Consider the following 13,441-nt stretch of genomic DNA (forward strand, 5'->3'; position numbering starts at 1 on the left):
CCGGTGTACGGCGCCCGGCCGGACCGTTCAGGATGGGCGCATGGGCTGGACCGTCACGGGTGATCTCGACGACTTCGTGGGCGCCGCCGGGGACTTCCTGCGGGCGCTGCCGGAGGAGCACAGCGTCATGCTGACGATCACGGACATGCTCCGGCGGCGAGGGCCGCGCTTCTACGGCGACGCCGCGCCCCGCTTCGGCTGGTGGCGCGACGGCACCGGCCCCGTGCGGTCCGCGCTGCTGCACACCCCGCCGCGCATGGCGCAGGTCGGTGCGCTGCCGCCGGAGGCCGCCGGGTCCCTGGCGGGGCTGCTGGCCGGGAGCCCGCCGGCCGGGGCCGAGCTGCCGCGCGCGGCCGTCCACGCGTTCGCCACGGCCTGGCGCGCGCGGACCGGGCGCGACGCCCCCGTGGCCTACGAGACCCGGCTCTACCGGCTCGGCACGCTCACCCCACCGGACCCGCCGCCACCGGGCCGGGCCCGGTCCGGCACCCGCGCCGACCGGGACCTGCTCGCCGCCTGGACCGACGCCTTCCACCACGAGCAGGGCATGTCCGGCCCGGACTCCGGGGCGATCGTCGACGAGCGCCTCGCCCACGACGGCTACACCCTCTGGGAGAGCCCCGACGGCCGCCCGGTCTCGTTCGCCTGCACCACCCGCCCGGCCGCCACCGGCATCCGCGTCGCGAACGTCTACACCCCGCCCGGGCACCGCCGCCGGGGCTACGCCGGGGCCGTGACCGCCGCCGCGAGCCGCCGCGCGCTGGACGCGGGGACGGAGCGCGTGCTGATCAACACCGACCTGGCCCATCCCACCAGCAACTTGTCTACCGGCGGATCGGCTTCCGCACCGCCCTGGACCGGGTCGCCCTGCGCCTGGCCGGGTGACCGTCAGGGCACGAAGGGCGCCGCCACCAGGTAGGGCAGGCTGCCCGCGAGGATCCCGGCGAAGATCACGGTGGCGGTCATCACCCCCGCGTTCTCCCGCACCCGGGCGAGCATGCCGGTGACCACCAGCCCGCACGCGCCGAGCAGCAGCTCGTACAGGACGAACAGCGGGGAGGCGAGCACCGCGAGCACGAAGGTGGCGGTGAAGACCACGAGCGTCCGCCGCGTGGTCCTGTGGTCCAGCCGGTTGTCCAGCCTGTTGTCCAGTGCCTGGTCCATCGCGGAACTCCTCACCACAGCCGGGTTCTTCCCGGTCCTGTGGTCACTGTCCCCCGGATGAGCGCCGCTCATGCCGCGCTGCGGAATTGATCGAACCGGCAGGCAAACGTGACCGTTTCGCATCCTTCTCCGCTCCGGGTCCTGTGGGGATCTGTCGTGTATCCACCGCGTATCGGCCCGATGTCCCCGCCCACGCCCTCTGGTATTCGCACATCGGAGCGAGGATTATGGGCGCGACCGACGCCCCGCCCGCCCTGCCGTGACGCCCGCGCGGCATCGCCCCGTGGGTGAAGTTGTCATGAACGGGTCAGGTGGGCGCGCCACCCGCACAGCGTGAGATCCACGCGACGCGAAGGGAGTTCATCGTGGCCTGCTCGACCAACGCCCTGTGGGCCGGGGAAACCACCTGGTTCTGCTGCGGCGCCGCCTGGGGCCCGTGCGGCGCCGCCGGCAGCGGCGCCTGCGGCACCTGCCGCTCCGCCTCCAACCACGGCGCCTGGCCCAACGCCTCGCAGGCGTGCTGGGACATCACCCGCCCGGACCTCTGCGGCGAGGGCGGCATCCCGCGCCGCGGCTGCGGCTCCGTCATGAGAGTCCGGCACCAGTGCACCGGCGCCGCCGTCTGCATCACCATCACCGACTGCGGCCCGCGCACCAAGAGCTGGTGCGGCGAGCAGACCTGCTGCAACGGCACCTGCCGCGTCAACCGCGTCCTCGACCTGACGCCCGCCGCCTTCTCGGCCATCGGCAGCCTCAGCTCCGGCAAGCTGCCGGTCATCATCACCGAGTGAACGAGGCGGGAGGAGACCCCACATGACCGCGACATCCCCGGCCACCGCCCGCGACCGCTTCGGCCGCCGCGGCTTCCTGACCTCCGCCGCCCTCGGCGGCGCGACCATCGTCGGCGCCTCCGCGCTCGGCGCCCTCGACGCCGACGCCGCGTTCGCCGCCCCCACCCCCTCCCTCGACCCGGCCGTCACCGAGACCTCGTTCGTCGAGGGCCGGATCGGCGCCATCCGCGGCAGCCTGCTGACCGCCGCGAGCGCCGAGGGCGAGACGCACCGCATCCAGCTCACCCACGCCACCAGCATCTGGAAGGTCCGCCCCACCACCGCCGACGCCATCGAGGTCGGCGACGGACTCTACGCGCGGGGAGTCCCGATGCCCGACGGCACCGTCGCCGCCGACGCCGTCTGGGTCAACATCGTCAACCTCGACACGACGATCCGCGGCATCCACCGCGACCGGTTCTGGTTCCAGCACGGCGACCACGAACTGGTCGGCCGCACGGTCCCCGAGACCGCCGCCTCCTACGCGGGCGGCGCCCTCACCTCCGACCTGTCCCGGCTCCGCATCGGCCAGGCCGCGCAGGTGCTCGGGGCCTGGCGCCCGGCGGACGACTCCATCGACGTCGTGCGCGTCACCGTCGGGCACTGAGGCGAGGTCGGGAGCCGATGATCGCACTGACCGCGAACCTCCTGCCGCTCCTCCTCGGCGGGCTGCTGCTGTGGACCGGGGCCGCCAAGCTCACGAGCCGCACGCTACGCGCGCAGACCGCCCGCACCGCCCTGCCCCGCCTGGTGCGCGGCCCCGGCCGGGCGCTGCTGGTGCTGCGCGCCACCGCCGCGGCCGAGGTGCTGCTCGCGGCCGGGCTGCTCGCCACGCCCGGCGCGGCCGTTCCCGCCGCCGGGGCGGCCGTGCTCGGCACCGGTTTCCTGGGGTACCTCGGCTACGCCAGGGCGGTGGCCCCCGGCTCGTCCTGCGGCTGCACGGCGAGCGACAACGCCCCCGTCACCTGGCACTCCTTCGCCCGCGCCGGCTTCGTCGCGGGCGCCGGGGCCGGGGCCCTGGCCGCCGACGAGGCGTGGTGGACGGCCGCCGCGGACCGGCCGGCCGCCTCCGCCGCGCTGCTCCTCGCGGGCGCGGCGGCGTCGGCGTACCTGTCGGACGGCCCGCAGGGCACGTGGCGGGTCCGGCTGCGCCGCCTGCGGCTGCGGCTGCTCGGTCACCCGCACGGCGGCCGGTCCGGCGCCGGCGGAACGGTCCCGGTGGCGGCCTCCGTCGAGCTGCTGGAACGGTCGCTGGCCTGGGAGACCGCCGCCCCGCTCGTCCGCTCCGGGCTCGTGGAGCACTGGGACGAGGACGGCTGGCGGATCCTCCACTACACCGGCGTCCGCCACGACGGCGAACGGGACCGGCCCGTCTCCGTCCTGTTCGCCATGGACGCCGGGGCGCACCTGGACCGCGCCGGCGGCCAGGTGATCCGGGTCGGCGTGGTCGACCAGGAGACCGCCGAGGTGCTCACCGGCGACCTGGCCGCCCTGCCGGCCGGGCGGCCGGCGGGCTGACCGGGCCGGACACCGGAGGGCCGGGTGACGCGGCGTCAGATGTTGCGGAACGTCTCGATCTGCGCGCCCACGGAGTTCAGCCGCTCGGCCAGGTCCTCGTAACCCCGGTTGATCACATAGACGTTGCGCAGCACCGAGGTGCCCTCCGCGGCCATCATCGCCAGCAGCACCACGACCGCCGGACGCAGCGCGGGCGGGCACATCATCTCGGCGGCCCGCCAGCGGGTCGGCCCCTCCACCAGCACCCGGTGCGGGTCGAGCAACTGGAGCCGCCCGCCGAGGCGGTTGAGGTCGGTCAGATAGATGGCGCGGTTGTCGTAGACCCAGTCGTGGATGAGCGTCGAGCCGTGCGCCGAGGCCGCGATGGCGGCGAAGAAGGGCGCGTTGTCGATGTTCAGCCCGGGGAACGGCATCGGGTGGATCTTGTCGATCGGCGCCTCCAGCTTGGAGGGCCGGACGGTCAGGTCCGCCAGCCGGGTGCGGCCGTTGTCCGCCGCGTACTCGGGGCCGAGGTCGTGGTCCAGGCCCATGCCCTCCAGCACCGCCAGCTCGATCTCCAGGAACTCCAGCGGCACCCGCCGGATGGTGAGCTGCGACTCGGTGACCACGGCGGCGGCGATCAGGCTCATGGCCTCGACCGGGTCCTCGGAGGGGGAGTAGTCCACGTCGCGGTCGATCTCGGCCACGCCGTGCACGGTGAGCGTGGTGGTGCCCACGCCCTCGATGCGCACGCCCAGCTCCTCCAGGAAGAAGCACAGATCCTGGACCATGTAGTTCGACGAGGCGTTGCGGATGATGGTGACCCCGTCGTGCCGGGCGGCGGCCAGCAGCGCGTTCTCCGTCACGGTGTCGCCGCGTTCGGTCAGCACGATGGGCCGGTCGGGGGTGACCTGCCGGTTCACCGTGGCGTGGTAGACGCCCTCGGTGGCGGTGATGTCGAGGCCGAACCTGCGCAGCGCCATCATGTGCGGCTGAACGGTCCGGGTGCCGAGGTCGCAGCCGCCCGCGTACGGGATCCGGAACTGGTCCATGCGGTGCAGCAGCGGACCGAGGAACATGATGATGCTGCGCGTGCGCCGGGCCGCCTCGGTGTCGATGGCGTCGAGGTCCAGCTCGGCCGGGGGAACGATTTCCAGGTCCGCGCCCTCGTTGATCCAGCGGCTGCGGACGCCGATCGAGGCGAGCACCTCCAGGATGCGGAAGACCTCCTCGATGCGGGCGACGCGACGCAGCACGGTACGGCCGGAGTTGAGCAGGGAGGCGCACAGCAGCGCGACGCAGGCGTTCTTGCTCGTCTTGACGTCGATCGCGCCGTGCAGCCGCCTGCCGCCGACCACCCGCAGATGCATGGGACCGGCGTAACCCAGCGACACGATCTCGCTGTCCAGGGCCTCACCGATGCGGGCGATCATCTCAAGACTGATGTTCTGATTGCCGCGCTCGATGCGGTTGACCGCGCTCTGGCTGGTCCCGAGAGCCTCGGCGAGCTGGAGTTGTGTCCAGCCGCGATGCTGACGTGCGTCCCGGATGAGCTGTCCGATCCGGGCGAGGTAGTCGTCGATCATAGGCGCGACCCTATCTCACATATGAGATGACTACCTGCCGAGAGGGCCATTGGAGTGACGACACGCCGCACGACCCCCTCCCGGCCGCACCGCGACGCTCCGCTGGGGACGGACCGCACGGAATCCGGCATACACCGCTGACCAGCGCAAACAGCACCACCAGTCACGAAACGCCCCCTACCCATCCCCCCGCTCCACCTGTCCACCGCTCCGCGGCCTCGGCCAGGACACGGACCGCGGTGGACCCACCCCGCCTCGCGGCCCCGGCGCGACGCCGTGGCGTGGGCATCCGACGCGGTGTCCGCGGGCCCCGCCTCCGCCGGTCTGGCGTGTGGGTTGCTGCGCCGTATTCGGTCGGCTGTTCACCGCCCCGCGCCCCCGGTCGGCGGCATCGGGCACGGCCCCAACGGTCCGGATGTCCGCCACCGGGAGACACGCCCCCGGCCTCGCTGTCCTGGCACGACGGCCGTGGGGCTCCATCAGGCGTGGCGTTCGGCTGCGCCGTGTCGGGTGGTTGGCCGTTCACTGCGTCGCGTCCCCGATGGCGGCACGGGGCGCGTTCCCGGCGGGCCGGGTGTCTGTGGGGCCAACCCGGCTGGTGGCGGGGGCCAAGGCGCCCGCGCTCGCTGCCCTGCGGGCCCCGCCTCCGCCGGTCTGGCGTGTGGGTTGCTGCGCCGTATTCGGTCGGTTGTCCACCGCCCCGCGTCCCGGTCGGCGGCATCGGGCACGGCTGGCCGGCCCCCACCGGTCCGGGTGTCCGCCACCGCGGGGCACGGCTGCGCCGACGGCCGCTGTCCGCTGCTCCGCACGCCCGCCGGGGGCGCGATGCACGCGTTCCGGCGGGTGATGTGCGTCGACGTGCCCGCCGTCCGCGTTCCGTCACCCCGATGACGGAACGCGGACGGGGAATCTCGCCCGGTGGGGGCCGGGGCCCGGGAAGGGGGTGGGCCGTGCGCGTGCTACGTGAAGTCCGGGGGGTCGCCCGCCGTCCAGACGGCGTCGACGGACACCTGGGTCATCCGCCGGCCGGCGGGCGTCCGGATCAGTTCCGCCCGCCAGTAACCGCCCACCATGAGCACGGGGTTGGCGCCCTCGCCGCGGCGGCGCAGGGTCTCCTCGTGGTGAATGTGCGTCATCAGCGCGTTCCACGACGCCGTGGCCCGCCCCGCCCCCGGGGTCACGTCGACCACCAGGTCGGTCGTCATGTGCTGGGTCCTGGCGTACCTCCCCAGTGCCTCCTCCATCTGCTTCCTGGTCGCCGCCCCCTCGGTCACCTCCAAGGGGCTCACCATCCGGACGTCCTCGGTGCAGTACGGGCCGATCCAGCCGTCGTCGTCGAACTTCCGCTCGTCCAGGGCGCGGGTGAAGCGGCTGATCAGCGTCCTGATGGCGTCCTCGTCGGTCCGCGCGGTCCGCGCGGTCTCCGCGTTCCGTGTCGTCATGCCACGAGCCTCCGGCCTCAACCGCGCTTGAAGTCAAGTCCCGACGCCCCCGGGTCACCGCATGACCTCGCGCCCCCGATGAGTTACTGTTATCTCGACATCGAGATATCTGGTGACAGGACGACGCTGCCGCCGCATCCTCGGTCGCGCGCTAAGGGGCACCTCAGCGAGCCGCGGTGCGAGGCGGGCGGCAGGATTGCGGTAGTACGCGCGAATCATGTGTTGAAGGAGACAGTCGTGTCGGCGAACAGCTTCGACGCCCGCAGCACGCTGCGGGTGGGCGACGAGTCGTACGAGATCTTCCGGCTGGACAAGGTGGCGGGGTCGGACCGCCTTCCGTACAGCCTGAAGGTGCTGCTGGAGAACCTGCTCCGCACCGAGGACGGGGCGAACATCACCGCCGACCACATCAGGGCGCTGGGCGGCTGGGACCCCGAGGCCCAGCCCAGCCAGGAGATCCAGTTCACGCCCGCCCGCGTGATCATGCAGGACTTCACCGGCGTGCCCTGCGTCGTGGACCTCGCCACCATGCGCGAGGCCGTCAAGGAGCTGGGTGGCGACCCGGCCCGCATCAACCCGCTCGCCCCGGCCGAGCTGGTCATCGACCACTCCGTCATCGCCGACAAGTTCGGCACCCCCGAGGCCTTCCAGCAGAACGTCGAGCTGGAGTACGGCCGCAACCGCGAGCGCTACCAGTTCCTGCGCTGGGGCCAGACGGCGTTCGACGAGTTCAAGGTCGTCCCGCCCGGCACCGGCATCGTCCACCAGGTCAACATCGAGCACCTGGCCCGCACCGTCATGGTCCGCAACGGCCAGGCGTACCCGGACACCCTGGTCGGCACCGACTCGCACACCACCATGGTCAACGGCCTGGGCGTGCTCGGCTGGGGCGTCGGCGGCATCGAGGCGGAGGCGGCCATGCTCGGCCAGCCCGTCTCCATGCTCATCCCGCGCGTCGTCGGCTTCAAGCTCACCGGCGAGCTGCCCACCGGCACCACCGCCACCGACCTGGTGCTGACCATCACCGAGATGCTGCGCAAGCACGGCGTGGTCGGCAAGTTCGTCGAGTTCTACGGCGAGGGCGTGGCCGCCGTCCCGCTCGCCAACCGCGCCACCATCGGCAACATGTCGCCGGAGTTCGGCTCCACCGCCGCGATCTTCCCGATCGACGCCGAGACCATCAACTACCTGCGGCTCACCGGCCGCGACGCGCAGCAGCTGGCGCTGGTCGAGGCGTACACCAAGGAGCAGGGCCTGTGGCACGACCCGGCCCGCGAGCCGGAGTTCTCCGAGCGCCTGGAGCTGGACCTCTCCACCGTCGTGCCGTCCATCGCCGGCCCGAAGCGCCCGCAGGACCGCATCGCCCTCTCCGAGGCCGCGCGGAAGTTCACCGAGGACGTGCGCACGTACGCGCCGGGCGTCGACGAGGACGAGGCCAGCATGGAGTCCTTCCCGGCCTCCGACGCCCCGGCCATGAGCAACGGCGTGCCCACCAAGCCGGTCACCGTCACCATGGCCGACGGCACCACGTTCGAGATCGACCACGGCGCCGTCACCGTCGCCGCGATCACCTCCTGCACCAACACCTCCAACCCCTCCGTGATGGTCGGCGCCGCCCTGCTGGCCAAGAAGGCGGTGGAGCGCGGCCTGACCCGCAAGCCGTGGGTCAAGACCACGCTGGCGCCCGGCTCCAAGGTCGTCATGGACTACTACGACCGGGCCGGCCTCACCCCGTACCTGGACAAGCTCGGCTTCAACCTGGTCGGTTACGGCTGCACCACCTGCATCGGCAACTCGGGCCCGCTGCCCGAGGAGATCTCCCAGGCGGTCAACGACAACGACCTCGCCGTCGTCTCCGTCCTCTCCGGCAACCGGAACTTCGAGGGCCGCATCAACCCCGACGTCAAGATGAACTACCTGGCGTCCCCGCCCCTCGTCGTCGCCTACGCCATCGCCGGCTCGATGAAGGTGGACATCACCGCCGAGCCGCTGGGCGCCGACCAGGACGGCAAGCCGGTGTACCTGCGGGACATCTGGCCCACCGAGCAGGAGATCGAGGACGTCGTCGCCTCCGCCATCGGCCAGGAGATGTTCGGCCAGAGCTACGCCGACGTCTTCGCCGGGGACGCCCAGTGGAACGCGCTGCCGATCCCGACCGGTTCGACCTTCGAGTGGGACCCGGAGTCGACCTACGTCCGCAAGCCCCCGTACTTCGAGGGCATGGGCACCGAGCCGGAGCCGGTCACCGACATCACCGGCGCCCGGGTGCTGGCCAAGCTCGGCGACTCGGTCACCACCGACCACATCTCGCCCGCCGGAGCCATCAAGGCCGACACCCCGGCCGGCAAGTACCTCACCGAACACGGCGTGGAGCGCCGGGACTTCAACTCCTACGGGTCCCGCCGCGGCAACCACGAGGTGATGATCCGCGGCACCTTCGCCAACATCCGGCTGCGCAACCAGATCGCGCCCGGCACCGAGGGCGGCTACACCCGCGACTTCACCCAGGAGGGCGCGCCGGTCTCGTTCATCTACGACGCCTCGCAGAACTACCAGGCCGCCGGTATCCCGCTGGTCGTCCTGGCGGGCAAGGAGTACGGCTCCGGCTCGTCCCGCGACTGGGCCGCCAAGGGCACCGCGCTGCTGGGCGTGCGGGCCGTCATCGCGGAGTCGTACGAGCGCATCCACCGCTCGAACCTGATCGGCATGGGCGTGCTGCCGCTCCAGTTCCCCGAGGGCCGGTCCGCCGCCTCCTACGCCCTGACGGGCGACGAGACCTTCTCCATCACCGGCATCACCGCGCTCAACGAGGGCGGCATCCCGGCGACCGTGAAGGTCACCACCGACACGGGCGTGGAGTTCGACGCCACCGTCCGGATCGACACCCCCGGCGAGGCGGACTACTACCGCAACGGCGGCATCATGCAGTACGTGCTGCGCTCGCTGCTGAGCAAGTGACGCGGCGCGCCTGACGCTTGCGTCCGCGGGCCGCCGGATCCCCGACGGAGGGGGACCGGCGGCCCGTTCGCGTCTCCGGAGGGCGGGCCACAGGCCGGGCGGCAGGGCGGCCGAACCGCCGTGATCAGCCCTGCGGCTCCGGCGGCGTGATCTCGACCCGCTCCGGCCCCGGCTCCCTGGCCTCGGTGCGTGCCTCCGTGCGGTGACCGCGGGCGATGTAGTCCCGCACGACCGCCTCGACGGCATTCTGCGGCGAGCCGATCCCGGCCAGCACCATCACTTCCACCACGAGTTCGGCATCGAGACTGATGCTGACCTTGGCCACCGGCATGCCCCCTTCGTCGGACCGGACTCTAGCCGGTCCGGAGCCGGTCGGGAGGGGCGCGGGCAACGTCCCAGGCGATCTTCCGCGTCCGGGCCGAGTGGACTATACCTGTCGGGACGGGTGGCCCCACACCGCCCGATCCCCCACGAAGGCGAGGCTCGATCATGACGTCCGGCCCGTCCCTCCACCGCCGCCCGCTCCTCGACCGCCGTGCCCTCCTCACCCGTTCCGCCGCCGCCGGCCTGGCCGCCGTCCCCGCGTTCGGCGCTCTCACCGCCTGCGCCACCGCGGGCGGCGGCGACGGCGCCGTCCGGCGCGGGGCCGTCACCACCGCCAACCCCTTCGGCGTCGACCCCGATGCGCGGCTCGACGTCGTCGTCTTCGACGGCGGATACGGCGACGAGTACGCCCGCGACGCCGAGCGGATCTACCAGGCCGACCACGGGCCGGTCGACCACACCACCACCCAGGAGATCCAGTCCGTCCTCCAGCCCCGCATGGTCCAGGGCGACCCGCCGGACGTGATCAACAACAGCGGCGCGCAGGCGATGGACATCGCCGCCCTCATCCGCAACGGCCGGCTGCGGGACCTGACCGAGCTGCTCGACGCGCCGTCCCTCGACGACCCCGCCGTCCCCGTCCGCGACACCCTGATGCCCGGCACGGTCGAGATGGGCCAGTTCGGCGACGCGGCCGTGCACCGCCTCAACTACGCGTTCACCGTCCACGGCCAGTGGTACTCGCGCACCGCGCTGGAGCGCCTCGACGTCGCGTACCCCCGCACCTGGGACGAGATGATCGCCGTCTGCGAGACCGCCAAGCGCGCGGGCATCGCGGGCTGGACCTACGCCGGCCGCTACCCGTACTACCTCACGTTCACGCTCTACCCGTTCATCGCCAAGATCGGCGGCGCGGACGTCCTGCGCGCCATCGACAACCTGGAGCCCGGCGCCTGGCGCCACGACGCGGTCCGCGCCGCGTTCGCGGCCTACCACGAACTCGCCGCGCGCGGCTACGTCCTGCCGGGCAGCCCCGGTCTCAGCCACGAGGAGTCCCAGGCCGAGTGGACCCGGAACCGCGCGCTGTTCCTGCCCAACGGCTCCTGGGTGGAGAACGAGTCCCGCCGCACCACCCCCGACGACTTCGGCATGGCGGTCGGCCCGCCCCCCGGCCTCGACTCCTCCGACGCGATGCCGTTCGAGACCGTCTGGGCCGCCGCCGACGAGCCGTTCATCGTCCCCGCGGACGCCCGCAACGTGCCCGGCGGCCTGGAGTTCCTGCGGATCATGCTGGGCCGCGAATCCGCGCGCAACTTCACGCGGGTGGTCTCGGCGCTGAGTTGCGTGCGCGACGCCGCCGACGGCCTTCCCCTGCCGCCCGGCCTCACCAGCGCGAGCGACGTCCTGCGGGCGGCCGGCGACCACGTCGTCGTCCCCCGGCTGCGCGACTGGTACCGGCAGCTCAACGACGAGGACGTCGGCGGCGCCCTCGCCGCGATGATGGCCGGCGACATCGGCCCGGACGAGGCCGTCGACCGCTGCCGGCGCGCCGCCGACGCGACCGCCCGGGACGACTCCGTCGCCAAGTTCCGGCACGCCTGAACCCGGGGAAGGGCGGCATGGGAACCGCGACGGAACGCGACGGCGAGCGCCGGGCCGCCGCCACCGGACTGCTCCTGGCGGCGGCGCTCTTCCTGCCGCCCCGCCTCACCCCCGACCGGGTGCGGTACGACCGGCGCTACCGGAGGCTGGACCAGTACCGGTTCGTCCTCTGGTTCCTCCTGCCGCCGCTGGCGGTGTACGTCCTCTTCGTCGTCTCGCCTTTCGTCCAGGCGTTCCTCTACTCGCTGACCGACTGGACGGGCACCAGCGCGACCTACGCCGTCACCGGGTTCGAGAACTACCGACGGCTCTGGAACGACGACAAGTTCAGGGACGCGCTGGCCAACTCCCTGCTGCTGCTCGCCCTCGCCCCGCCGATCACCCTCGGCCTCGGCCTGTTCCTCGCCTTCCTGCTCGACGCGGGCGGCCGGCGCCGGCCCGGGGCGGCGGTTTCCGGGACCGCCGGCTCCGGCGTCCACAAGGCCGTCCTCTTCTTCCCGCAGATGCTGTCCCTCGCGATCGTCGCCGTCATCTGGGCCCGGATCCTCAGCCCGCGCGACGGCGTCCTCAACGAGGGCCTGGGCGCGGTCGGACTCGGCGCCTGGCGGCAGGAGGACTGGCTCGGCGGCGACCTCGCCCGCTGGTGCGTGCTGGCGGTGCTGTGCTGGTCCTTCACCGGCTTCTTCGTGGTGCTGTTCTCCACCGCGATGAGCGCCGTGCCCCGCGAGACGTACGAGGCGGCGCTGCTGGACGGCGCCGGCCGGGCCGTCACCTTCTTCCGCGTCACCCTCCCGCTGATCCGGGACACGGTGCGGACGGGCTGGGTCTACATGGGCATCCAGGCCCTGGACTCCTTCGCGCTGGTGACCGTCATGGTCCCCGCGCATGGCATGGACGTGGTGCCGGGCTACCTCTACGAGAAGGCCCTCCGCGACAGCCAGGCGGGCTACGCCACCGCCGTCGGCGTCGTGCTGCTCCTCGTCACCCTGGCCTTCACCGGCACCGCGCTGCTCGCGGGCCGGGGCGACCGCATCGAGCTGTGAGGAGAACGCTCCCGTGCGCGAACCCGAGCGCGTGCTCAACGTCTTCGCCCACTCGTTCCTGGTGCTGTGGAGCGCGCTGGCCGCCGGGCCGGTGATCTGGGTGGTGCTCGCGAGCCTGCGCCCGCACGCCGACCTGGTCTCCGACCCGTTCGGCCTGCCCACCGGCCTGGCATGGGAGAACTTCGCCCACGCCTGGACCCGCGCCGACATCGGCCGGTACACACTCAACTCCGTGATCGTGCTGGCGGGTTCGCTGAGCGGGACCATGCTGCTCGGCGCGATGGCCGCCTACGCGCTGGCCCGCTTCGACTTCCCCGGCCGGCGCCTCGTCCACCTGCTCTTCGCCGGCGGCATGATGTTCCCCGTCTTCCTGGCGCTGGTCCCGCTCTTCTTCGTCCTGGACAACCTGGGCCTGCTCCACACCCGCCGGGGCCTGATCCTCGTCTACATCGCCTACTCGCTGCCGTTCACCACGTTCTTCCTGGTGACGTTCTTCCGGACGCTGCCCACCGCCGTGCAGGAGGCGGCCGCCCTGGACGGCGCCTCGCACACCCGCACGTTCTTCCAGATCATGATGCCGATGGCCCGCCCCGGCCTGATCAGCGTCGGCGTCTTCAACGTCCTCGGCCAGTGGAACCAGTTCGTGCTGCCCCGGGTGCTCAACGCCGGCGATCCGGACGACGCGGTCCTGCCGCAGGGCCTGGCCGCCCTCATGGTCCAGCAGGGCTACGAGGGCGACTGGGGCGCGCTCTACGCGGGCGTCACGATGGCCATGCTGCCGGTCCTGGTCGTCCATGTGACCTTCCAGCGCCAGGTGCGGGCCGGGCTGACCGCCGGGGCCGTCCGGTGAGCGGGGCGCGGGCGGTGCCGGTCACCGTCCGCCGTGAGCGGTTCCCGCACCGTTCTCCCACGTTCGCCCTTCAGTTCATATAGTGGGCGCGGCGCCGTCTCCCACCGCTGTCGGGGCGGCCGGCGGGTCCATAGCCGTGCCCGCC

The 13,441-nt window shown here is 72.7% G+C and carries 12 protein-coding genes; 8 read left to right on the plus strand and 4 right to left on the minus strand.

Going from position 1 to position 13,441, the window contains the following annotated elements; all coding sequences use genetic code 11:
* The first annotated feature begins 40 nt into the window (after positions 1-40).
* Positions 41-919 (plus strand): GNAT family N-acetyltransferase, encoded by an 879-nt coding sequence (locus ACSNOC_RS03275; protein WP_436745672.1) that lies wholly within the window; start codon positions 41-43, stop codon positions 917-919.
* On the opposite strand, the gene ACSNOC_RS03280 is transcribed toward ACSNOC_RS03275, so the two are convergent.
* Positions 889-1,164, minus strand: coding sequence for a hypothetical protein (locus ACSNOC_RS03280; RefSeq protein WP_436745673.1), 276 nt, complete (start codon positions 1,162-1,164; stop codon positions 889-891). The genes ACSNOC_RS03275 and ACSNOC_RS03280 overlap by 31 nt on opposite strands.
* A 365-nt stretch (positions 1,165-1,529) precedes the next feature.
* Between ACSNOC_RS03280 and ACSNOC_RS03285 the strand changes: the two genes are divergently transcribed.
* From ACSNOC_RS03285 to ACSNOC_RS03295, 3 genes are read left to right on the plus strand one after another with little or no spacing between them, the layout of a single operon-like run.
* Positions 1,530-1,955 (plus strand): hypothetical protein, encoded by a 426-nt coding sequence (locus ACSNOC_RS03285; RefSeq protein WP_436745674.1) that lies wholly within the window; start codon positions 1,530-1,532, stop codon positions 1,953-1,955.
* A gap of 22 nt (positions 1,956-1,977) precedes the next feature.
* Positions 1,978-2,601: a cell wall protein gene (locus ACSNOC_RS03290; protein ID WP_436745675.1), complete on the plus strand. Its 624-nt coding sequence runs from the start codon at positions 1,978-1,980 to the stop codon at positions 2,599-2,601.
* Between the two features lie 17 nt (positions 2,602-2,618).
* The gene (locus ACSNOC_RS03295; RefSeq protein WP_436745676.1) at positions 2,619-3,512 is read left to right on the plus strand and encodes a MauE/DoxX family redox-associated membrane protein; all 894 of its coding nucleotides are present in this window, start codon (positions 2,619-2,621) and stop codon (positions 3,510-3,512) included.
* A gap of 35 nt (positions 3,513-3,547) precedes the next feature.
* Here the strand turns inward: ACSNOC_RS03295 and ACSNOC_RS03300 are convergent, their stop codons facing one another.
* A complete protein-coding gene (locus tag ACSNOC_RS03300) occupies positions 3,548-5,077 on the minus strand; it encodes a helix-turn-helix domain-containing protein (RefSeq protein ID WP_436745677.1) in 1,530 nt (509 codons plus the stop codon).
* Between the two features lie 959 nt (positions 5,078-6,036).
* Positions 6,037-6,519: a nuclear transport factor 2 family protein gene (locus tag ACSNOC_RS03305; RefSeq protein ID WP_436745678.1), complete on the minus strand. Its 483-nt coding sequence runs from the start codon at positions 6,517-6,519 to the stop codon at positions 6,037-6,039.
* Positions 6,520-6,756: 237 nt separating this feature from the next.
* Here ACSNOC_RS03305 and acnA point away from each other — a divergent pair, with 237 nt between their 5' ends.
* Positions 6,757-9,477: an aconitate hydratase AcnA gene (gene acnA / locus ACSNOC_RS03310; protein WP_436745679.1), complete on the plus strand. Its 2,721-nt coding sequence runs from the start codon at positions 6,757-6,759 to the stop codon at positions 9,475-9,477.
* A gap of 124 nt (positions 9,478-9,601) precedes the next feature.
* Here the strand turns inward: acnA and ACSNOC_RS03315 are convergent, their stop codons facing one another.
* A complete protein-coding gene (locus tag ACSNOC_RS03315; protein ID WP_436745696.1) occupies positions 9,602-9,802 on the minus strand; it encodes a DUF2191 domain-containing protein in 201 nt (66 codons plus the stop codon).
* Positions 9,803-9,966: 164 nt separating this feature from the next.
* On the opposite strand from ACSNOC_RS03315, the gene ngcE reads away from it, so the two are divergent.
* From ngcE to ACSNOC_RS03330, 3 genes are read left to right on the plus strand one after another with little or no spacing between them, the layout of a single operon-like run.
* Positions 9,967-11,403, plus strand: a complete 1,437-nt coding sequence (ngcE, locus tag ACSNOC_RS03320; protein ID WP_436745680.1) for an N-acetylglucosamine/diacetylchitobiose ABC transporter substrate-binding protein — start codon at positions 9,967-9,969, stop codon at positions 11,401-11,403.
* Between the two features lie 17 nt (positions 11,404-11,420).
* Positions 11,421-12,446, plus strand: a complete 1,026-nt coding sequence (locus ACSNOC_RS03325) for a carbohydrate ABC transporter permease (RefSeq protein WP_436745681.1) — start codon at positions 11,421-11,423, stop codon at positions 12,444-12,446.
* Between the two features lie 13 nt (positions 12,447-12,459).
* Entirely contained in the window at positions 12,460-13,296 is an 837-nt protein-coding gene (locus tag ACSNOC_RS03330) for a carbohydrate ABC transporter permease (RefSeq protein WP_436745682.1), read from the plus strand.
* Positions 13,297-13,441 lie beyond the last annotated feature (145 nt).

Source organism: Streptomyces sp. URMC 129 (assembly GCF_051386415.1).
In the GTDB taxonomy this organism is placed as follows: Bacteria; Actinomycetota; Actinomycetes; order Streptomycetales; family Streptomycetaceae; genus Streptomyces.